Origin of the sequence: Campylobacter ureolyticus ACS-301-V-Sch3b, from assembly GCF_000413435.1 — a bacterium.
Taxonomy (GTDB): domain Bacteria; phylum Campylobacterota; class Campylobacteria; order Campylobacterales; family Campylobacteraceae; genus Campylobacter_B; species Campylobacter_B ureolyticus_A.
Genome location: NZ_KE340327.1, coordinates 319598 through 340001, shown reverse-complemented (window position 1 = coordinate 340001; position 20404 = coordinate 319598). Strand labels below are relative to the sequence as shown.

General features: G+C 29.1%; 22 protein-coding genes and 1 other RNA gene. 20 read left to right on the top strand and 3 right to left on the bottom strand.

What is annotated here, in order from left to right:
* Window positions 1–13 precede the first annotated feature (13 nt).
* From HMPREF9309_RS06845 to HMPREF9309_RS06810, 8 genes are all read left to right on the top strand, one after another.
* A complete protein-coding gene (locus tag HMPREF9309_RS06845; RefSeq protein WP_016647201.1) occupies window positions 14–511 on the top strand; it encodes an HIT family protein in 498 nt (165 codons plus the stop codon).
* Window positions 512–524: 13 nt separating this feature from the next.
* Window positions 525–1535, top strand: a complete 1011-nt coding sequence (locus tag HMPREF9309_RS06840) for a bifunctional 3,4-dihydroxy-2-butanone 4-phosphate synthase/GTP cyclohydrolase II (RefSeq protein ID WP_016647200.1) — start codon at window positions 525–527, stop codon at window positions 1533–1535.
* An 8-nt stretch (window positions 1536–1543) separates the two neighbouring features.
* The gene (locus HMPREF9309_RS06835) at window positions 1544–2722 is read left to right on the top strand and encodes a Y-family DNA polymerase (RefSeq protein ID WP_016647199.1); all 1179 of its coding nucleotides are present in this window, start codon (window positions 1544–1546) and stop codon (window positions 2720–2722) included.
* A 10-nt stretch (window positions 2723–2732) separates the two neighbouring features.
* Complete coding sequence (locus tag HMPREF9309_RS06830) at window positions 2733–3272, top strand: hypothetical protein (protein ID WP_016647198.1); 540 nt, start codon at window positions 2733–2735, stop codon at window positions 3270–3272.
* A 14-nt stretch (window positions 3273–3286) separates the two neighbouring features.
* Entirely contained in the window at window positions 3287–4111 is an 825-nt protein-coding gene (gene lgt / locus HMPREF9309_RS06825) for a prolipoprotein diacylglyceryl transferase (protein WP_016647197.1), read from the top strand.
* Between the two features lie 77 nt (window positions 4112–4188).
* Window positions 4189–4872, top strand: a complete 684-nt coding sequence (locus tag HMPREF9309_RS06820) for a fumarate reductase cytochrome b subunit (protein ID WP_016647196.1) — start codon at window positions 4189–4191, stop codon at window positions 4870–4872.
* 13 nt (window positions 4873–4885) lie between these two features.
* On the top strand, window positions 4886–6892 hold the full coding sequence (locus tag HMPREF9309_RS06815) for a fumarate reductase flavoprotein subunit (protein ID WP_016647195.1): 2007 nt from the start codon (window positions 4886–4888) through the stop codon (window positions 6890–6892).
* On the top strand, window positions 6885–7604 hold the full coding sequence (locus tag HMPREF9309_RS06810) for a fumarate reductase iron-sulfur subunit (RefSeq protein ID WP_016647194.1): 720 nt from the start codon (window positions 6885–6887) through the stop codon (window positions 7602–7604). The genes HMPREF9309_RS06815 and HMPREF9309_RS06810 overlap by 8 nt, the downstream gene beginning before the upstream one ends.
* Window positions 7605–7811: 207 nt before the next feature.
* On the opposite strand, the gene HMPREF9309_RS06805 is transcribed toward HMPREF9309_RS06810, so the two are convergent.
* From HMPREF9309_RS06805 to HMPREF9309_RS06795, 3 genes are read right to left on the bottom strand one after another with little or no spacing between them, the layout of a single operon-like run.
* A complete protein-coding gene (locus tag HMPREF9309_RS06805; RefSeq protein ID WP_016647193.1) occupies window positions 7812–8861 on the bottom strand; it encodes an AI-2E family transporter in 1050 nt (349 codons plus the stop codon).
* Window positions 8848–9861 (bottom strand): Holliday junction branch migration DNA helicase RuvB, encoded by a 1014-nt coding sequence (ruvB, locus tag HMPREF9309_RS06800; RefSeq protein WP_016647192.1) that lies wholly within the window; start codon window positions 9859–9861, stop codon window positions 8848–8850. Before ruvB ends, HMPREF9309_RS06805 begins: the two co-directional genes overlap by 14 nt.
* Window positions 9862–9866: 5 nt before the next feature.
* On the bottom strand, window positions 9867–10532 hold the full coding sequence (locus HMPREF9309_RS06795; RefSeq protein WP_016647191.1) for a tetratricopeptide repeat protein: 666 nt from the start codon (window positions 10530–10532) through the stop codon (window positions 9867–9869).
* Between the two features lie 101 nt (window positions 10533–10633).
* On the opposite strand from HMPREF9309_RS06795, the gene ssrA reads away from it, so the two are divergent.
* The 12 genes from ssrA to HMPREF9309_RS06745 all read left to right on the top strand — a co-directional run bounded on the left by ssrA (window position 10634) and on the right by HMPREF9309_RS06745 (window position 19933).
* Window positions 10634–11026, top strand: a transfer-messenger RNA (tmRNA) gene (gene ssrA, locus HMPREF9309_RS08845).
* Window positions 11027–11325: 299 nt separating this feature from the next.
* The gene (locus HMPREF9309_RS06790) at window positions 11326–12594 is read left to right on the top strand and encodes a tyrosine-type recombinase/integrase (protein WP_016647190.1); all 1269 of its coding nucleotides are present in this window, start codon (window positions 11326–11328) and stop codon (window positions 12592–12594) included.
* A gap of 2 nt (window positions 12595–12596) precedes the next feature.
* Complete coding sequence (locus tag HMPREF9309_RS06785) at window positions 12597–13358, top strand: hypothetical protein (RefSeq protein ID WP_016647189.1); 762 nt, start codon at window positions 12597–12599, stop codon at window positions 13356–13358.
* Between the two features lie 207 nt (window positions 13359–13565).
* Entirely contained in the window at window positions 13566–13820 is a 255-nt protein-coding gene (locus HMPREF9309_RS06780) for a MerR family transcriptional regulator (RefSeq protein ID WP_016647188.1), read from the top strand.
* Window positions 13817–14140 (top strand): hypothetical protein, encoded by a 324-nt coding sequence (locus HMPREF9309_RS06775; protein ID WP_016647187.1) that lies wholly within the window; start codon window positions 13817–13819, stop codon window positions 14138–14140. Before HMPREF9309_RS06780 ends, HMPREF9309_RS06775 begins: the two co-directional genes overlap by 4 nt.
* Entirely contained in the window at window positions 14112–15284 is a 1173-nt protein-coding gene (locus HMPREF9309_RS08790; protein WP_016647186.1) for a hypothetical protein, read from the top strand. The genes HMPREF9309_RS06775 and HMPREF9309_RS08790 overlap by 29 nt, the downstream gene beginning before the upstream one ends.
* Window positions 15271–16482 carry an AAA family ATPase gene (locus tag HMPREF9309_RS06765; protein ID WP_016647185.1) on the top strand — a complete coding sequence of 404 codons (1212 nt, stop codon included), beginning with the start codon at window positions 15271–15273 and terminating at the stop codon, window positions 16480–16482. The genes HMPREF9309_RS08790 and HMPREF9309_RS06765 overlap by 14 nt, the downstream gene beginning before the upstream one ends.
* A gap of 499 nt (window positions 16483–16981) precedes the next feature.
* Complete coding sequence (locus tag HMPREF9309_RS06760) at window positions 16982–17185, top strand: hypothetical protein (RefSeq protein ID WP_016647184.1); 204 nt, start codon at window positions 16982–16984, stop codon at window positions 17183–17185.
* Window positions 17172–17450, top strand: a complete 279-nt coding sequence (locus tag HMPREF9309_RS06755; protein ID WP_016647183.1) for a type II toxin-antitoxin system RelE/ParE family toxin — start codon at window positions 17172–17174, stop codon at window positions 17448–17450. Before HMPREF9309_RS06760 ends, HMPREF9309_RS06755 begins: the two co-directional genes overlap by 14 nt.
* Window positions 17451–18516: 1066 nt before the next feature.
* Complete coding sequence (locus HMPREF9309_RS06750) at window positions 18517–18726, top strand: helix-turn-helix transcriptional regulator (RefSeq protein WP_016647182.1); 210 nt, start codon at window positions 18517–18519, stop codon at window positions 18724–18726.
* A 2-nt stretch (window positions 18727–18728) separates the two neighbouring features.
* A complete protein-coding gene (locus tag HMPREF9309_RS08965) occupies window positions 18729–18893 on the top strand; it encodes a hypothetical protein (protein WP_016647181.1) in 165 nt (54 codons plus the stop codon).
* A 395-nt stretch (window positions 18894–19288) separates the two neighbouring features.
* Window positions 19289–19933 (top strand): SEL1-like repeat protein, encoded by a 645-nt coding sequence (locus HMPREF9309_RS06745; protein ID WP_016647180.1) that lies wholly within the window; start codon window positions 19289–19291, stop codon window positions 19931–19933.
* Window positions 19934–20404 lie beyond the last annotated feature (471 nt).

The window sequence follows — 20404 nt, the reverse complement described above, 5'->3', positions numbered from 1 at the left end:
AAAAGGAATTAAAATGGGCAATAAGTTAGAATATCTTTGCGCTCCTTGGAGAAGCGAATATTTTAGTCATAAAAAAAGTGAATGTGTATTTTGTGATATTGTAAATGGTAGAGAAAATGATGAAAAAAATGGTGTTATTTTTAGAGCAAAATACTGTTTTGGTGTGATGAATTTATATCCATACAGCCCCGGAGCTTTTATGGTAATTCCTTATAAGCATATTGACAATATTGAGGGTTTAGATGATGAAATTTGGACTGAAATGAGCAAATTTGTTAAAAAAGGTGTTGAAGTCTTAAAAAAATATATCGGTGCAAGTGGCGTAAATATAGGCATGAATTTAGGAAGTGCAGCAGGAGCAGGGATTGCCCAGCATGTGCATTATCATTTAGTTCCAAGATGGAATGGGGATACAAATTTTATAACTACAATAGGCTGTGTTAGAGTAAATGGTGTGCCTTTTGGAGATATTTATGAAAAAATTCAATTAGGTTTTGAAGAACTAAAATAATAAGGAGAAAAAAATGGGTTTTGCGAGTATAGAAGAAGCTATAAAAGATATAAAAAATGGGAAAATGATAGTAGTTGTTGATGATGAGGATAGAGAAAATGAAGGAGACTTAGTTTTTGCTGGAGCTTTTAGTGATGTTGAGAAAGTAAATTTTGCCATAACTCACGCAAAAGGAGTTTTATGCACACCAGTTAATAAAGAAATTGCTAAAAAACTTGGTTTTGATCTTATGGTAAAAGATAATACTTCAAATCACGAAACCGCTTTTACTATAACAGTTGATGCCAAAAAAGCAACAACTGGAGTAAGTGCAGTTGAGCGTGATATGACTATAAAGCTAATTACAAATTTTTCAACTTCGACAAAAGATGATTTTGTCTTTCCAGGACATATTTTTCCATTAATTGCAAAAGATGGTGGAGTGCTTGAAAGAATTGGTCACACAGAAGCAAGCATTGATCTTTGCAAACTTGCTGGACTTGCCCCAGTAAGTGTAATTTGCGAAATAGTAAATGAAGATGGAACCATGGCAAGAAGAGATGATTTAGATAAATTTTGTAAAAAATTTAATTTAAACATGGTAAGCGTGGCTGATTTAGTAAAATACCGTCTAAAAAATGAGACTTTGATAAAATTTAGCGAATTAAAATATGGAGAATTAGCTGGCATTAAGGTTAAGTTTTATGAGGTAATTGACCATAAAAACAACATTCAAAGAGTTTATATTTTTGGAGATATTTCAAAAACTTCAAATGTTAAATTTCATAAAATTTCAAGCGATTATGAGTTTTTAACAACTGATAAATTTAATGAATTTAAAAGAAGCTTAGATATTTTAGAAAACGAGGGTGGGGTTTTAATAATGTTTGACGCACTTCAAAATGGCTCTATGAAGGATTATGGTATAGGAGCTCAAATCTTAGCTCATTTAAAAATAGAAAAAATAAATATTATTAGTAAAAGTCATAATAGAGATTTTGCTGGACTTAGCGGTTTTGGACTTGATATTATAGGCTATAAATAGGTTTAAATTTGATTTTACACATTGATTTAGATTGCTTTTTTGTAGCAGCTGCAAGGATAAAAGATAAAAGCTTAATTGGTAAAAATGTAGCTGTTATTGGAGGTGGGCTGAATGAAGACTTTGGCGAAACTAGTGGTGATATAAACAATTCAGTTGTTTTAAGTGCTAGTTATGAGGCTAGAAAGTATGGAGTAAAGTCTGCTATGGTATTAAAACAAGCTAAAATACTTTGCAAAAATTTAATAGTTGTAAAATCAGATCACCATTTTTACAAAGAACTTTCAAAAAAACTTTATAAATTTTTATATACATTTACTCCAGATATCGAGCAATTTAGTATTGATGAGTTTTTTTTGGATTTAAGTGGAACAAATGCTATGAAAGATCCATTAAAATTTGCCAAATTTTTACAAAATGAAATTTTAAATAAATTTGAACTTCCATCAAGTATTGGCATAAGTGATGCAAAATTTATAGCTAAGCTTGCAACTGATTTGGCAAAACCATTTGGTATAAAATTTATAAAAAAAGATGAACTTGATACGACTTTAAAAAATATTGATATTTCTAAATTTCCTGGTGTTGGAAAAAGCGCTTTAAAGCGCCTTAATAAGTATGGTATCTTTACTCTAGGAGATGTAAAAGAGTCTAAATTTATTTTTGAAAAACTTGGTAAAAATGGTATAAAATTATATGAAAACATTATAGGAAATGGTAAAAACATAGTCGAAACAAACTCAAAAAGAAAGAGTTTTTCGCATGGCAGGACTTTTAAAGCTGTAAGTAGTAGAGATGAGATTAAAAGGCGAATTTTAATTCTTTGTAGATATTTGTGTTTTGATATCTATAAATTTGGTCAAAATCCAACTAAATTTGAACTCAAAATAAAATATTTAGATAAAATTACTATCACTAGATCTCTAACTTATAAGTTTAAATTTTATGAAAGTGTTTTGCATAAAATTATGAATGAGCTTTTTCAAAGATGTGATGAGTTTATAAATAAGCCAATTATTTATATAAGTGTTGGAGTTGGTGGTTTTGTTGAAGAGAAAAATATAGAAAAAACTCTTTTTAATGAGATAAAACAAAGTGATATTGAGATAGATAAGGCAGTGCAAGTTATACGAGAAAAATACGGTGTAAATTCACTGCTTTTTGCAAAAGAGATAAAAGCTAAAAATTAAAAGGAAAAATATGAAAGTAAGAGATCTTTATGCGATGATTTGTGTGATATTTGCTACAAATTTTAAAGGTGTTATCAGCGAAGATAATTTTAAAAAAATGGCTCCTAAGTGGATTTTACAAAATGAAACAGTATCCAATAAAACAGCTCATGAAATTTGGCAAAAAGCTTTAAAAGAAGACTATGGTGAAATTTGCAAAGACTATGATAATTTAAAAAAGTTTTTTAAAATGGATTATTACTGCCTTATAAGTAAAACAGATATGAGTTTGTTTTTTGAAAAAGCAAGATATCAAAAACCTTTTAAAGAGCTAGATGAAAGCCATGCTGCAAATATGCTTGCATTTTTAGCAGCAATTTTAAAAAGCGATGATGGAGAAAAAACACATAATTTTTTAGGTCTTTATTTAACAAAATATTTTATGGAAAGTTTTAGAGCTTTAAGTGAAATTTTAAAAACAAAATCAAAAAGTGATTACTATAAAGCACTTGGCTGGTTTTTAGAAGATTACTTAAATATGTTAAAAACTACTTTAGGGCTTAAAATTTAAAAAATTGGAAAAATATGAATTGGTGGAATGAAATTTATAGCCATTTTGATCCAGTGGCATTTGAAATTTTTGGCCTAAAAGTGCATTGGTATGGACTTATGTATGTTATAGCGCTATTACTAGCACTTTTTTTAGCTAAATATTTCGCAAAAAGAAGTAATTTTCCTTTTAGCGATGAAGTGCTTGATAAATATTTCATATTTGTTGAAATAGGTGTTATTTTGGGTGCAAGACTTGGATATATTTTTATCTATTCAAATGAGCAAATTTTTTATTTAACTCATCCTTGGGAAATTTTTAACCCATTTTATAATGGTGAATTTGTAGGGATTAGTGGCATGAGTTATCATGGCGCTTTAATTGGCTTTGTGATTTCTACTTATATTTTTTGTAAAAAGTATAAAGAAAATTTATGGCTTTTGCTTGATTTGGTGGCTTTAAGTGTTCCGCTAGCTTATGTTTTTGGAAGAATTGGAAATTTTTTAAACAAAGAGCTTTTTGGTAAAGTCACAGAAGTTCCATGGGGAATTTATGTGGATGGAGCTTTGCGTCACCCAAGCCAACTTTATGAAGCTTTTTTAGAAGGCATTTTAATTTTTATAATTTTAATTTTTTATAAAAAATATAAGAAATTTGATGGAGAGCTAATATCTATTTATGTTATATTGTATTCATTAATGAGATTTATAAGTGAAATATTTAGAGAGCCAGATATCCAGCTTGGTGTATTTGTAGGCTTTAGCATGGGGCAAATTTTATCTTTTTTAATGCTTATTTTAGGTGTAATTGTTTATTATTATCGTTTAAAAAAATATAAACAAACAATCAAAAAAATTTAAGCAATTAAAAAGAAATTTTAAGATATAATTAAACAATAGTGAAACATAGTTAAAATTTTACTAGTAAAGGAGTTCTTATGGTAAATAAGATTGAGGGATTTTTAGGTAAATCCGTTGATGGCAAAAAGAGCCGTATTCCGGCACTTCAAGATAAGTTACAAAGTATCACTGGACTTATTTTGGCAGCTTTTATGATCTGTCACATGCTTTTTACAGGTTCTATCATCATCGGTAAAGGTGTTTTTGAAGGCATTGTAAGTTTTGCTGAGCCTTTTGGAATTTGGCAAATTACAAATTTAATTGCTTTTTTTATCTTTTGTGTTTTTGTTCTACATGCGTTTTTAGCAATGAGAAAATTTCCGCAAAATTATGCGGCTTTTAGAGCATTTAGAGCTCACAAAATTAGATTTAATCACTGCGATACTACTTTATGGTGGTTTCAATTCATTACAGGATTTTTATTATTTTTCTTTGCGAGTGCGCATCTTATAACTATTATTTTTGGTGAACAAATTACAGCCGAGGTTTCAGCTTTTAGATTTGGTCAGTTACATCTATTTTATTTTGCACTTTTACTATTTACTGTAGTTCATGCTGGCATTGGAGTTTATAGACTTTATGTAAAGTGGGTAAGTATTGATGGTGCCAAAAAAGAGGAAATGATAGCTCATAGACAAAAAGTTAAAAAAATTATATTTATAGTTTGGGGCTGTTTATTTGTGCTTTCAGTAATAGCTGATTTTGTTTGGATAGCTCAGTAAGAAAGGGAAATTTATGAAAATAATATATTGCGATTCTTTAGTAATTGGCGGTGGTTTAGCAGGTCTTAGAGCTGCTGCGGCAACTGCTGCAAAAGGAAATAGCACAATAGTTTTAAGTCTTTGTCCGGTTAAAAGATCTCACTCAGCTGCTGCACAAGGTGGTATGCAAGCAAGTTTAGCAAATTCAAAAATGAGCGAAGGCGATAACGAAGATGTGCATTTCGAAGATACAGTTAAAGGAAGCGACTGGGGATGTGATCAACAAGTTGCTAGGATGTTTACTCAAACAGCACCAAAAGCAATTAGAGAACTAGCTAGTTGGGGTGTTCCTTGGACAAGAATAACAAAAGGCGATAGAGATGCGATTATTAACGCACAAAAAACAACTATCACTGAAAAAGATGAAGTTCATGGCTTAATCCACTCAAGAGATTTTGGTGGTACTAAAAAATGGAGAACCTGTTTTACAGCTGATGCTACAGGACATACAATGCTTTTTGGTGTTGCGAATGAATGTACAAAACACGGCGTTGATATAAGAGATAGAAAAGAAGCTATTGCACTTATCCATAAAGATAATAGATGTTATGGTGCTATAGTAAGAGATTTAATAGATGGTAGAATAGAAGCCTATGTTGCTAGAGGAACTTTAATAGCAACAGGTGGTTATGGAAGAATTTATAAACAAACTACAAATGCTACAATTTGTGAAGGAATAGGTGTAGCAATAGCACTTGAAACAGGCGTTGCACAACTTGGAAATATGGAAGCTGTTCAGTTTCACCCAACACCAATTGTTCCAAGTGGAATTTTATTAACCGAAGGTTGTAGAGGTGATGGTGGAATTTTAAGAGATGTTGATGGACACCGTTTTATGCCTGATTATGAGCCTGAGAAAAAAGAACTTGCTAGCCGTGATGTTGTTTCAAGAAGAATTATGGAACACATCAGAAAAGGAAAAGGTGTAAAAAGCCCTTATGGTGATCATGTTTGGCTAGATATTTCTATATTAGGAAGAGAGCATATAGAGAAAAACCTAAGAGATGTTCAAGAAATTTGTGAAACTTTCAATGGCATTGATCCAGCAGATACTGAAAAAGATGAAAATGGTATTGGAAAAGGTTGGGCTCCAATTTTACCAATGCAACACTATTCAATGGGTGGTATTAAAACAAAACCAACTGGAGAAAGCCCTACATTAAAAGGACTATTTAGTGCTGGAGAAGCAGCTTGTTGGGATATGCACGGATTTAATAGACTTGGTGGAAACTCAGTTGCTGAGACAGTTGTAGCTGGTATGATAGTGGGTGATTATTTTGCTGATTATTGTAAAGAGCATGATATTGATATAAACACAAAAGATGTTGAAAAATTTGTAAAAAAAGAAGAAGATTATTTAAAAAGTCTTGTCGAAAAAGATGGCAAATACAACGTTTATGAGATAAAAAATAAAATGAAAGAAGTAATGTGGGAAAATGTTGCTATCTTTAGAACAGGTGAGGGACTTGAAAAAGCTGTAAAAGAACTTGAAGAACTTTATAAAAAATCACTTGATTTAAAAGTTGAAAATAAAGCTTTATTTGGAAATCCTGAGCTTGAAGATGCATACAGAACACCTATGATGCTTAAACTTTCACTTTGTGTTGCAAAAGGTGCGCTTGATAGAACTGAAAGTAGAGGAGCTCACTATAGAGAAGATTATCCAAAAAGAGATGATGCAAACTGGCTAAAAAGAACCCTTGCTTCATGGAAAGAGGGCGATACAATGCCAACTATCACTTATGAGCCGCTTGATATAATGAAAATGGAAATTCCTCCTAAATTTAGAGGTTATGGTGCAAAAGGAAATATCATTGAGCACCCTGATAGTGCAAAAAGACAAAAAGAGGTTGATGAAATAGTTGCTAAAATGAAAGAAGAAGGAAAGAGTAGATATGAAATTCAAGATGCGTTAATGCATTATGAGTTGCAGCCTAAATTTAAAGCACCAAATGAAAGAGTAGGAGTTGGAAATGAGTAGAAAAATAATTATAAAAGCATTAAAATATAATCCTTTAAGTAAAATTTCAAAGCCACATTTTGCTTCATATGAGCTTGAAGAAACTTCAGGTATGACTTTGTTTGTGGCACTAACTCAAATAAGAGAGAAATTTGACCCAGATTTAAGTTTTGACTTTGTTTGTAGAGCCGGAATTTGTGGAAGCTGTGGTATGCTTGTAAATGGCAAACCAAAACTTGCTTGTAGAACTCTAACAAAAGATTATGAGAGTGGAGTAATTGAGCTTATGCCACTTCCTGTGTTTAGCTTAATTAAAGATTTAAGCGTAAATACTGGAAAATGGATGGCAAATATGGATAAAAGAGTTGAGAGCTGGATACATACTACAAAACAAACTGATATCTCAAAACTTGAAGAAAAAGTTGATCCTGAACTTGCTCAAAAAACATTTGAGCTTGATAGATGTGTTGAGTGTGGGCTTTGTGTTGCAGCTTGTGGAACAGCCATCATGAGAAGTGACTTTTTAGGAGCTGTAGGACTAAATAGAATAGCAAGATTCCACCAAGATCCACTTGATGAAAGAACCGATGAGGACTTTTATGAGTTAATCGGAGATGATAGTGGTGTGTTTGGCTGTATGTCGCTTCTAGGATGCGAGGATGTTTGCCCTAAACACTTACCATTACAAAATCAAATAGCATTTATACGCCGCAAAATGGCAAGTGCGAAGTAGAAATTTACTACACAAAATTTAGCAAGGTTTTTTTCCTTGCTAAATTTACTTTTTTTACACTTTTAAACTAAAATTTTAAAAATAATCATTTTAGACTGGTTAGTAAATTTATATAATATTTTAATAAATAATAGAATTTATAACGCTATAAATTTAACAACTGTAAAAATTTAACTATTAAATAATTAAATTTTCACAAGTTTAAAGTTAGTCTAAATTATCAAATTCTTTTGTCATTATTCTGTATGAATTTAATGAAGCAATAAATAGTGTTACAATTGCAGGCCCTAGGATAATTCCCCAAAAGCCAAATGTTGAGAGTCCAGCAAGCATGGCAAAAAATATTAAAAGCTCATTTATATTAGCAGGGCTACTTACAAGTTTTGAGTTTATGAATCTAATTATTAATGGTTTTATAAAGTTATCAGCAATAGTTGCTATCATAATGATTGAATATAAAAATATTATAATTGCATTTAGTGTATTGCCATTGGCTAATTCATAAATACTAATTGGCACAAATATCAAAGCTCCACCAACTATTGGCACAAGTGATGCAAAGGCATATAAAATTCCCATTAAAAAGCCATCATATCCATAAAATGATAGAAAAACACCAAATAAAAATCCTTGTAAAACAGCAGTTGCTATGGTTGAGTATAAAACAACACTCATTGTATTTGCTACTTCATGAGAGATTGAATCTATATGTGAAGCCTCAACTGGCAAAGTTTCTTTTAAAAAATTCATAAGAGATTTTCCATATAAATTTGCAAAAAAGTAAAATGCTATTATAAGACCCATATCTACAATAAATTTTGCACTTGATTTGCCTATGGTAGAAAGATAAGTTGCGCCTTGTTTTACTAAGGAATTTATGTTTATTGAGGCTATAAATTCTTTTATCTTTGGTTCAAAAGATGCAAATTTTTCAGGCAAGTGAAAATTAAAATTTTGTATATAATTTAATACAATAGATGTATTTTTCATATCAAAATTTGATGCGTATTTTGCAAGTTCAATAACTGCATACATAAATGGCACTAAAAAAAATAGTGCTAAAACAAGAGTTGTAGAGGTTGCTGAGAGTAGAGTTTTATCATTTGTTAGTTTAAGGAAAAATCTATTAATATTTGCAGTTGAAACAGCTAAAAGTATCCCAATAGCAATTGTAAGCAAAAAACCGTTAAAAAGATAAATCACAAAACAAAATAAAAAAAGTATAAAACCTACAAAAAAGTATTTACTCGTCTTCATCAAAAAGTCCTTTTTGGTATGGAATTTTAAGCATTTCATAGCTTTTGTAAGTTGCAATTCTACCTTTTGCTGTTCTTTGTATATAGCTATTTGCAAGCAAATATGGCTCTATTACATCTTCAATAGTTCCTTCATCTTCGCTTAATGCGGCTGAAATTGTATTTAATCCAAGTGGTTTTTTATTTGCTTCAAATAAAATTCCCAAATATTTTAAATCAAGCTCATCAAAGCCAAGTTCATTTACTCCAAGTTCATCCAGTGAAGTTTTTGCTCTATTTAATGATATGTTTTCTTCATCATTTATATCAGCAAAGTCTCTTATTCTTTTTAGTAGCCTTAGTGCTATTCTAGGAGTTCCACGACTTCTTTTTGCTATTTCAAGTGATGCATCTTTATCAATGCTTTTATTTAATTTTAAAGAAGCTTTTTGAGTTATGCTAGCTAGCTCATCTGGTGAGTAAAACTCAAGTCTAAAAGAAATTCCAAACCTATCTCTAAGTGGAGCTGAAATCATACCAGCTTTAGTAGTTGCGCCAATTAGTGTAAATTTTGGGATATCTATTTTGATAGTTTGTGCAGCAGGACCTGAGCCAATTATAATATCAAGTCTAAAATCTTCCATGGCAGGATATAAAATCTCTTCAATAGACGAGCTTAGGCGGTGAATTTCATCTATAAATAAAACATCACCTTCTTCTAAATTTGTTAAAATAGCTGCCAAATCACCAGCTTTTTCTATCATTGGTGCGGCAGTTATTTTTATATTTGCATTCATTTCATTTGAGATTATATGAGCCAATGTTGTTTTTCCAAGCCCTGGAGGTCCATAAAAAAGAGTATGATCCAAAACCTCAGCTCTTTTTTTTGCAGCGCCTATAAAAACTTTTAAATTTTGTTTTATTTTTTCCTGGCCTATGTATTCATCAAAATTTAGCGGTCTTAGGCTTACTTCATACTCTTTTTCAAAATTTACTTTTTCTATTTCGACGATTCTGTCCATTGCTTTTAAATTTCACCCTTTAACTTTAACTCTTTTAGTTGTGTTTCATATTTGCAACCTTGCTCATGTCCTAAGTCACAACCTTTTGCAAAGTACTCACCAGCTTTTTCAATATCGATTTTTACACCATTTCCATTGGCATAAAGAGTTCCTAAATTTGTACATCCTTCACCATATCCAAGTTGGCATGATTTATCATAGTATTCAAAAGTTTTATGGATATTTGTTTCTACACCATCGCCAAATTCATACATATATCCAACTTGCGCACATGATAAAGGGTGGTTTAACTCACAAGCTTTTTCATAGTATTTAAAAGCTTTTTCAAAGTCCATTTCTACAACTTCACCTTTAAAATACATTGTAGCTATGTTCGAGCAACCCTCGGCACTGCCTAATTCACAGCCTTTTTCGTAAAGCCTTATAGCCTCTTCTTTATCAACTTCTACACCTAAACCATTATCTAAAAGCCATGCTAAATTTGTACAGCTTTTGCCATCGTTTTCATTACAAAGTTTAGTCCAAATTTCTTTTGATTTTTCATATTTGTTTTCAACAAATGCTTGATGCCCATCATCAACATTTAAATCTTCACTAAAATAATCTCTTGTTTTTTCACTTGCATTTAGACTAAGTGATAATAAAATAGATAAAATAATAGTTTTTTTCATTTTTGCCCTTTTTTTTGTTAAAATTAAATGTATATTCTACCAAAATAATATAAAAATTTGACAAAAAGTAGTATTTTATGTAGAATTACGCACATTTAAATGGGGGTGACTTGGCTTCGACAGGAGTTAAACGGTCACGGTTGCATGTCGCTTTGAGCAAAGCGTTAAAAGCTCAAATTAAAATTAAACGCAAATAACGTTAAATTTGCTCCTGCTTACGCTAAAGTAGCGTAAGTTCAGTTGAGCCTTGCATTTGCTGATACTATTTAGGCAAAGTAGCAAGTCATTTAAATAGTGTAGTTTAAATGTTTGACAAGCATTTAGATGAAATTCTTGTCTTAGTTTAAGAGTTTGGTTTTTTGCTTAGTTGTTATTTTAACTGCTAGCAAAATGAAAGTGGGCCTTCTTAAACGAAATTTCACTTTCGCTAAACATGTATAGAGACTTTGGTCTTTTGCTTTTGGACTGCGGTTCGACACCGCACACCTCCACCAAGTAAGTTTATTTTAAGTTTTCTTAAGTTATTTTGATTTATTTTTGTTGAAACAATAAGCCGTTAAAATAATGTTTTAACTTCTTTTTACTTCTTTTTACTTCTTTTTATGTTACAATAAACTCTAAATTATTAAGGTAGTTTTTAAGGTAGTTAGTAATTTTTTATGGGAGTTTAGCAAATACCCGTGAAGTGAGATTTTAAAATTAGTGTTTAGCTACTAATTTTTTTTACTTAACTATAAGCAAATAAAAACTAATTCTTATATTTTTTTAAAAATCATAAATTTAAGGTAAAGTTATGGCAAATGTAACAAAAACTTATTTAACCGATAAAAACATAAGGGAGTTAAAACCAAAATTAAGGCAGTATAAAAAAGTTGTTGGAAGTCCTAAAGAGCTTTATATTTGGGTAAATCCAAGTGGAATAAAAACCTTTTTTTTAAGGTTAAAAAATGATAAAACTAAAAAAATAAATGAGTTTAGAGATGGAATTTATGGTGTTAATGAAGCTAGAAAAGAAGCGGTTGATTTACTCAAAAAGCTAAATATTGGGCTTAGTTTAGAGGCTTTATCAAACCAAGACCAATACTCTTTTAAGGGTTTATATGATAGATTTATTAAAATTAAATCAGATAGTGTTAGTAGTGAATATTTAAAAAATATCAAGCGTAGGCACGAGCTTTATACTTTACCAAATTTAGCAAAGCTTGACTGCAAAGAGATAACCTCATCAAAACTTAGCGATATGTTAAGACCACTTTTTAATAAACACAACACAGACCAACCAACAAGACTTGAAACAATACATAGAATAATAAATGATTTAAAAAATATCTTTGATTTAGCCATTAAAGATAGGTATTTGACTTACAACCCCGCTTTTAAATTGGAAGATGAATTTCCAACTTCACATAAATTTAATAAGAACAAAGGGATAGATACTCGTTATAGTGCGATTATAGATAAAAACTTATTAGCTGATTTTATAAAAGATTTGAAATATGATAACGCAATGGACTTACAAACTAAAAGAGCAATTTATTTACTTCTTTTAACGGCTAATAGACCCGCTAATATTGTAAGTGCAAAATGGCAAGATATTGATTTAAACGCCAAAAAGTGGGATATTGTAGCTACTGATATGAAGATGAGATTATCCCATACAACTGCATTAAGTGATGAATCTGTAAAGATACTAAAAGAGCAGTTTATTTACTCACAAAATTATAAATTTGTTTTCCCTAGTATGACAACCAAAACAGGGTATTTAAACAGAGATACATTAAGCAAAGCTATAAGAACGCTAAATAATGGAAAGTATAAAGGTGTCGCTACCCCGCACGGATTTAGAGCTACTTTTAAAACAACTTGCACTTTGAATTTATCTACTCTTTACAGGTTAGGGATAAGTGAAAAAACAATAGAGGAAGTATTAGCACACAAAGAAAATAACAAAATAACACAAGCATACGAACGACAAAGGGCTACATTTAACACAAAACTAAAACTTATGCAGTGGTATAGTGATTATTTAAACAATTTAGAGAATTTAGGAATAGGTGGTTAAAAATGGCTTACAATTACGAACAAAAAGAACAAAAAGATAAAGAAACAGACAAGCAAGTTTTAGATTTTTTTAAAGAAGTTAAAAAAAATTTAAGTAAGAGAGAAAGGGTTATTTTTTACGAAGATATTATAAATAGTGAAAACATATGGATAAAAGAGGATGAAGACACGTATATTAAGGCAGTAGAGCACGATAAATTTGATGATATTTTAAATAATGCTTTATCTGAATTTAGAAAAATGGAAATAGATATTAAAAATGGAAACACTGAAAATTTAAATTTTAGTGATTTTGAACCATTAACTAGATTTAAAAAATATGAAATTGGATACCTTTGTGTTGTTTCAGAATTTGCACTATTTTTTATAAAAATTACACAAATTAAAAATATTATTGATGATAACTCTAAAAGTGAAAATTTAATAAGATATGAAAAATACTTAGAAGCTATGAAGTTGTTAACATTTGCAATTGGTGGAGTTAGTAATATTGTAATAGAAACCGAAAATTTAGAAAATAAAATGCAAAAATCTTTTATGGAATTTTATGAAAGTGCAAATAACTATTTTAAAAAAATAGGTGCTTTTGTAGAAAAAGAAAATTTCGATATTAAGACAAATTATAATAAAAATATTAGCGATATTATTTCTAATTTTAAAAATTCAGTGTTAGAAAGTGCAAAAATTTATAATGTTGATATTGTAAACACAATAGAAAGGAATGAGCTTGCAAACAAAATAAAAAAATATTTTCAAATAAAATAGATACCTTTCACAAATGGCTTTGTGTTTATTGCAAAGCCCCTTAAAATAAGACTTTTAAACTCACACAACAATAAAAATTTTATATTTTTTTCTCATTAAACACAAGCACTTTTGCGTTGCTGTTTTTTAAAATTCTTTTTAAAATGCACTCAGAATAAACGAAACTAGCTAGAAAGTTTATCAAAATAACTTAAATAGGATAAATAAATGCAAGAATTAACAACTTTACCGAGCAAAGAGAGCTTAGGCACCGAGTGGCTTACCCCTGCAGAGCTAGAAAAAGAATTAGGGTTAGCTATTTCATATCAAGAAAAATTAAGGATGAGAAAAACGCAGTTAAATAGTAAAAACCCTTTACCATTTGTAAAAATAGGGAAAAAGATACTTTATAACAAAGACCAAATTCATAGTTGGTTATTAAGTCATCAAAAAAGTAAAGCAATTTCAAAGGATGAAAAATGACCCTTAAAGCTTTAATTAAAAATTACAACTCTTTAGATAGAGATTATATAAATAGCCCTTATCCTTTAATTGATTTTTCAAATTTAAAAGATTTAGGAATAGATACTAATAAGCTAATTTTAGGTATTGATTTTAAAGTTAGACAAGTAGCCTTTAAAACAGATACAGGCTTTATCTCTTACAATAAAGACCCTTTTTACTTTACAACAAGAGGGCTAAAAAAACTTTATAAAAATAAAAAGGTAAGAAATAGTTTAGAAGCCATTATTAACAAAGCTTTGGAGGATGATAATGAGTTATCCAACAATAGCCGAAATTAAGCAACAGCTAAACAGAGATATTGTTATAGCTATACTCAACAGCCAAGGCTTTAACATTCCTCCTAAAGGCAATTTTAGGCTTAGAGATGATGATAAAAACCCAAGTGCTTCAATTGCTAAGAATGGACTACTAATTACAGACTTTAACGGTAGTTTTAGTGGTGATGTTATTGATGTCTTACAGAATTATAGAGGTATGAGTTTTAAAGAGGCTTTAGAGTATGTAAAAGGCTTTTTAGGTATGGGAGCTATACCAAGTAACACATTTGCAACCTCATCGCTTAATAAGCCTATTAAAGAGCCTATAAAAGAAAAATTTGAACCAAATTTACAAGTCGATGAGGTTATAAGTAGAAATAATGATTTTCTTAAAATTATCTTTGATAATGGATTGGCTAATAATCTTTTGATAATGCCAAACGCTAAATATAAAGATGAAACTAAGATAATAAAAGACTTCCTAAACACTCACTTAGGAAGTAGCTTTATAACTTACTTAGACACTCAAGGAAGTTTATTACACTTTAAAGAGGCTTTTATTAAATACATTGCTTTTTTTAATAATGAAGTGCAGTTAAAATTTACTGATGAAAATAACCATTTAAGGCTACTTAAATACAGAGTTGATAAGTGGTGGTTTTCAAAAGAAATAAGGTTTAAAAATGGCAATAAGATAAAAAATATCCCAATGGATACGAAGTTTATATCTCATCATTGCTTTAAAACTGATGATTATATTTTTATCAGTTTTCACGCAATAGATAGCTTTATATTTCATTCTTTAGGACTTAACTACATAGTTTTACAAAGTAGTAACACTTATGTAGATAATAACACCTTTAAAGAAGTAGTTAAAAGCTTTGGAGCTAATGCAACGGCTGTTTTTTTAGTGGATTATGACAAAAAAGAGATTTTAGACCTAAATGCTGATTATAAAGCAAGTGAAAGGCTAAAAGACTTCTTTAACTTCTCTTTTTATAGGCTAATGGGCATAACACAAAACGAAAAAGATATAAAACAAGATTTAAGAGATATGTTATTAAGCCTTGATAACTTCTTATATGAAAATGCACGCCATTTTTTAAAAAATATAAAAGAAATATTAATTAAAAAAGGAAAGGACTTTAAAAATGAAAATAAGTAATACCAATAAGGAATATCATAATTTTTTAAATGAAATTAATTCTTTTGACCCATATAAAGATGATGAAGTCGATGAGGTAAGCAATGATAAAAATGCCCCCTTGACCGACAAAAAAGGGAGCAAAATGATAAAACGCGATAACGTTATTATACCAAAAGAAAGCAACAATATCAACGTTTTAGCCAATAAAAGAAAAAAAGAGTATATACCTCTAACACCTGATAATATTGATGACTTTGCACTTACACCCGAGGAAATAGAGGGCTTTGATGATAGTTGGCTTATAAATGGCTTTATTACTAATCAAAGCTTAGGAATGATTTACGCAGAGGCTGGAAGTGGAAAAAGCTATTTTTCGATATTTTTATCCCTTTATATGTTAAAAAATAATATTGCTAAAAAGGTTTATTACCTAGATGCCGACAATGGCAATCAAGTTGTTAAAAAAAGGAAAATAGACAAAATTATAAGGTTTAGCGATAATAAAATAAAATATTTACACTCAAAGAAGTTAAACCCATTTAAAAAAGATAGGCTATTAAGCGATTTTGTTAAACCCTTAGAGCAAAAACCTAGCGACTTTTATAATGATACATTTTTTATCTTTGATAGTGCTAGAAACTTTATAAGTGGTGATTTAAGTGCTGATTATAAGGTAAAGCCTTATTTAGATGATTTACAAACTTTAAGAGATTATGGAGCTAATGTTATATTTTTACACCACCAACCAAAACAGCCACTAAACAAAGATGAAAATAACGGCTTATACAAGGGAGCAACTGCATTTAATGACAGTGTAGATTATTCTTATCACTTATCATCTAAAAAGCTAAGTGATGATAAAATGCTTATCCTTTTAAAGGCAATAAAGAGCAGGAACCTAGAGAAAAATCAAGCTTTTATATTAGACACTATGACTTTTAACCTTGAATTCGTTGATTATGATGATTATTCAATGAGTGATAAAGAGTTAGACACAATAGAGGTTATACAAGAGATTTTAAACGAAAATAGGGCAGGTATAAGCAAAAGAAACCTTATAGAGAAAATACTAGAAAGAGCAAAGTTTAACAGAATAGAAGTTTTAGGAGGTAACGCATTAAGGGAGTTTTTACCAAAGCTAAAAAATAAGTTTTTAACTTTTGAGAAAACAGATGAAAAAAAGCGAAATTCATTAGAGATTTACAGACCTCTTTAACTCTTTTTTTAATGGCTTAGTTGTATTAATCATAGTAGCACACTATACATTACGATAAAAAGGGACTTTTAAAGCTTTTAAACATAGCTGTGTTAAGCTGTGTTAAGCCTTTAACACAGCTCCTAACACCGATAATAAGGGGCTTTGTGATATGTGTGTGTTAAATATCTTTATATGTATAGATTTTTATAATTATTCATTCTTTTTTTATCGGCTGTATTGATGGTTTTTTATATAAATACACAACTTAACACACCCCCCAAGCAAACACCCATTACACCGAGTTTAAGAGCTGTGTTAAGCCTTTAACACACCTTAACACACCTAATTAAAACACCCATTTTTAGGGGATTAAGCTGTGCTACCCCTTTAACACAGCTATAAACCACCATTACAAGGGAGTTTTAACGATTTTTCCTTTAAAGGATAAAGCCACTAATTAAAAATTTACCATTTTTTAGCTAGACTTCTAAAAAATTAAGTAAGGGAGTTTTACAAAATGCAAACTATAACTTTACACGCTGATAAAAATGCAATAGATAAAATATTAGAGTTTATAAGTGCTAATAACTTAAATATCAAAATAGACAAGCAAGACAAAATTAAAGATGAGCTTTTAAAGGATATTAACGACTATAAAAACGGAAAATTAAAAGTAAGTCCGTTAGGCAGTAATTGGAAGTATCTAAATGCTAATAATTGAAAGTAAAAGATTTACTGATGAATTAAATAGTATTTGTGATTTTATCGCAAAAGATAGCATTAACAGAGCTATTGCATTTCAACAAGAGCTTAAATCAAAGCTTGATAACATTGCTTTTATGCCTTATCTAAATAGAAAATCAATTAAATTCAATGATGAGAATATAAGAGACTTCATTTTTAAAGGCTATGTGATACCTTACTTAATAGATGATGACAAGATAGTTATTTTAGGCATTTATAAACGCAATCTTTGGAATAAATAGCAACTTTTTTCTTTAAAGGCTAATAAAAAGCCATTAAAAGCAATAAAACGCTAATAAACGAACGCTAAGGCACTTAAAACGCATTTTAATCAATTAGACACCTAATCACAAAGGAAAACATTTTTAAACGGCTAATTTTAGCCACTAGAGAAAGATTTTATTTTAATATTTGCAAGTTGCAATTACCATTACAAAAGCACTTAATAAACCTTATGCGAAAATAAAGCTAACTTTTTAAATGATTAAAAATGTAACTTAAATATTACTTTAAATAGATGAGGTTAGAAGTTGTGTATTTAAAGGCTTTATGTATAAAGACCCCTCACCCTTTAATTTTTCTACAAAGTTATTATATTATCCTACACAGAAAATTTTTAAATTTTTCAAAACTCATCTACTAAATAGCTAAAAATAAATTTCTCTTTTTAATGGCTTTAGTAATCAAAAAAGGTTAAATGTGATTAATTTAAATTAAAAAAAAATTTTTGCAAAGTATATAATATAATATTAATAATATAAATAATACTACTTATATTTTATACTTAGGAAAGAAAGCGAATTTTAATCTCTAGTAAGGAAAAAACAGCTTTTATTATTAGTAACCCTTTAAAACCTTTAAAAAAGAAAAAAGCCTTTTTATCTTTAAAGGAAAAAAAAGAGCTGTAAGCGTAGATGATTTATTAATGAGATGAGAGGGGAGAGGTTAGACCCAATAAAGAGAAAGAGCCTAAAAATTAAAAACAATCAAGCTAAATTTAATTTATTTTCGGTAAAATTTCATCTTTAAAGGTAACATTAAATAAAACAATATGAGTTTAAATGATATTACCTTAAATTAAGAATTGAGTAAAAAAATGATGAAAATTCATCAATTCTTAAGAGAAATATAACACTTTAAGGTTACGAACCTTAAATTCACTTTTAAAGAAAGTTAGAAACCGTCTAAATAGGGCTATTGTAGTTTTTTGTATTGAAAATTATTGTTTTCATTAGTTTTTTTAAAAATGATGAAAACTTAAGGCGGTAAATGATTTAACTAAAATACAAAAAGAAAGGAATTTTTAAAATGGAAAATACCATTACAAAACAAACCCCTAGAATGTTAAGAGCTAGTCAAGTTGCCAAATTATACAGCGTATCAATTCCAACAGTATGGAGGTTAGTTGCTAGTGGCAAATTAAAGACTATAAAGCCAACAGCTAATATTACGCTTTTTAAAGCTGATGAAGTAGATGAGTTTTTTACAACAGATATAAGAACCGATAAGAAAGATTAGAAATGTTAGCTAATTTTGAAGTTGATAAAAAGTGCTTTGGCTATGGTAATAAGGCACTTATGAAAGAATTTAGAAAAAAACTTTATCTTTATAGGATAAAAGACACTAAAGAAATACCAAAAGAAATGTTTAACCTAGCTTATGACTTATTTTATATCACAGAATGACAAAGAAAAAGTATCTATTAAAATTTAATAAAAAAATGTTTAGGCTTGTTGCATTCTATTTATAGCCATTAAGGGAGTAATTAAGGTAGTTATTTATTTTTTGTAATCTTAAACTACCAAATTATCAATGTTATAAGGGTGCAGTTAGAGAGAGCACACCTCCACCAAGTGATAATATTAAGGCTTTGCTATTTTTAAGTTAAATTTATAAAATACGCCTCATATCACACCTAGTATTATGCAAAAACATAAGCTATCAATATGTTTTGTAACTATAAAATATTTCTAAATTTAAAAATTAATATGTTTTAATCTAAACAATATTTTAAATCCAAATTTGATACAATATCCCAGAAATTTAAGATTTATGTTTTATTTGCCAAAAGGATTAAATTTTGAATAAATTTAAAAAATACGCATTAATTTTATATATAATTTTTGCGGTAATTGTTTTATCTCGTGCTTTTGCACATAAAAAAGAACAAATTGCATATAAAGATTCACAAGGTTCTATCAGTTATACAAATCCAAAAATTTTAAAGAAAAAATGTAAAAATGGTGATTATAATGCATGTGCTCATCACACCGAGCTTTTAGGTTGGCTTGAAAAAATAAATATAGATGAAGCTTACAAGAGATACCAAAAATATTGTGATTTGGGTGGTGGTTATGGATGTATGATGATTTACTCAAGTATTCAAGGAAATAGTGATGGAGGTTATAGCAAAAAAAAGTTTAACTTACTTGAAAAAGCTTGTCAAGGTAACGACTCGGATGGTTGTATGCGTCTTGGCAATTATTATTTTTATAATGCAGGTCAAACAAAAGAAAACATTGACAGAGCAATGAAGTATTATGAAAAAGGTTGTGAAGTTTTAGAAGATAAGATGACTTGCGTTATTTTATCTCAAATATATACTTATGATACAGAGTTTGTAAAAAAGAGCGATGAACTAAGCAAAAAATATTTTGAGTTAGCAGAAAAATTTGAATCTTACGATGAAAAAAATGCTGTAATTATGGGAACACTTAAATATTAAATAAAAAGGAAAAAATATGAGCAGAGAATCAGAAGCAAATAGAGTTTTAGATACTATTTTTATTGACTTTGATAAAAAATTTAATTTAAGGAGTAAATCATAAGTAGAGAAAGCGTTGAAAAAAACAGCTTGAAATTTAATTATAAAAACAACAATTTTTTTTAAAAAACATTTAAGATAAGATAAAATTTGAATAGTATTAAAATTTAAACTATTAAAATAAAATAGTTTTTATAAAAACAAAAAAGACTAAAATTTGAGCGATGAAAAAAGAGAAAAACTAAGAGAAATATCTGAGAAATAATAAGCATAAAAGCAAAATAAATTCAAATAATAGTTCTGGCAATAAATAAAATTCTACTGAAAATTTGGATAATTTAAATTTAGATAATAACTCAAATTTTAAACAATAAAATAAATTTTTAAAAAAGAGATTATGATAAAGAACTGATTATTATAAAAGATAATAAT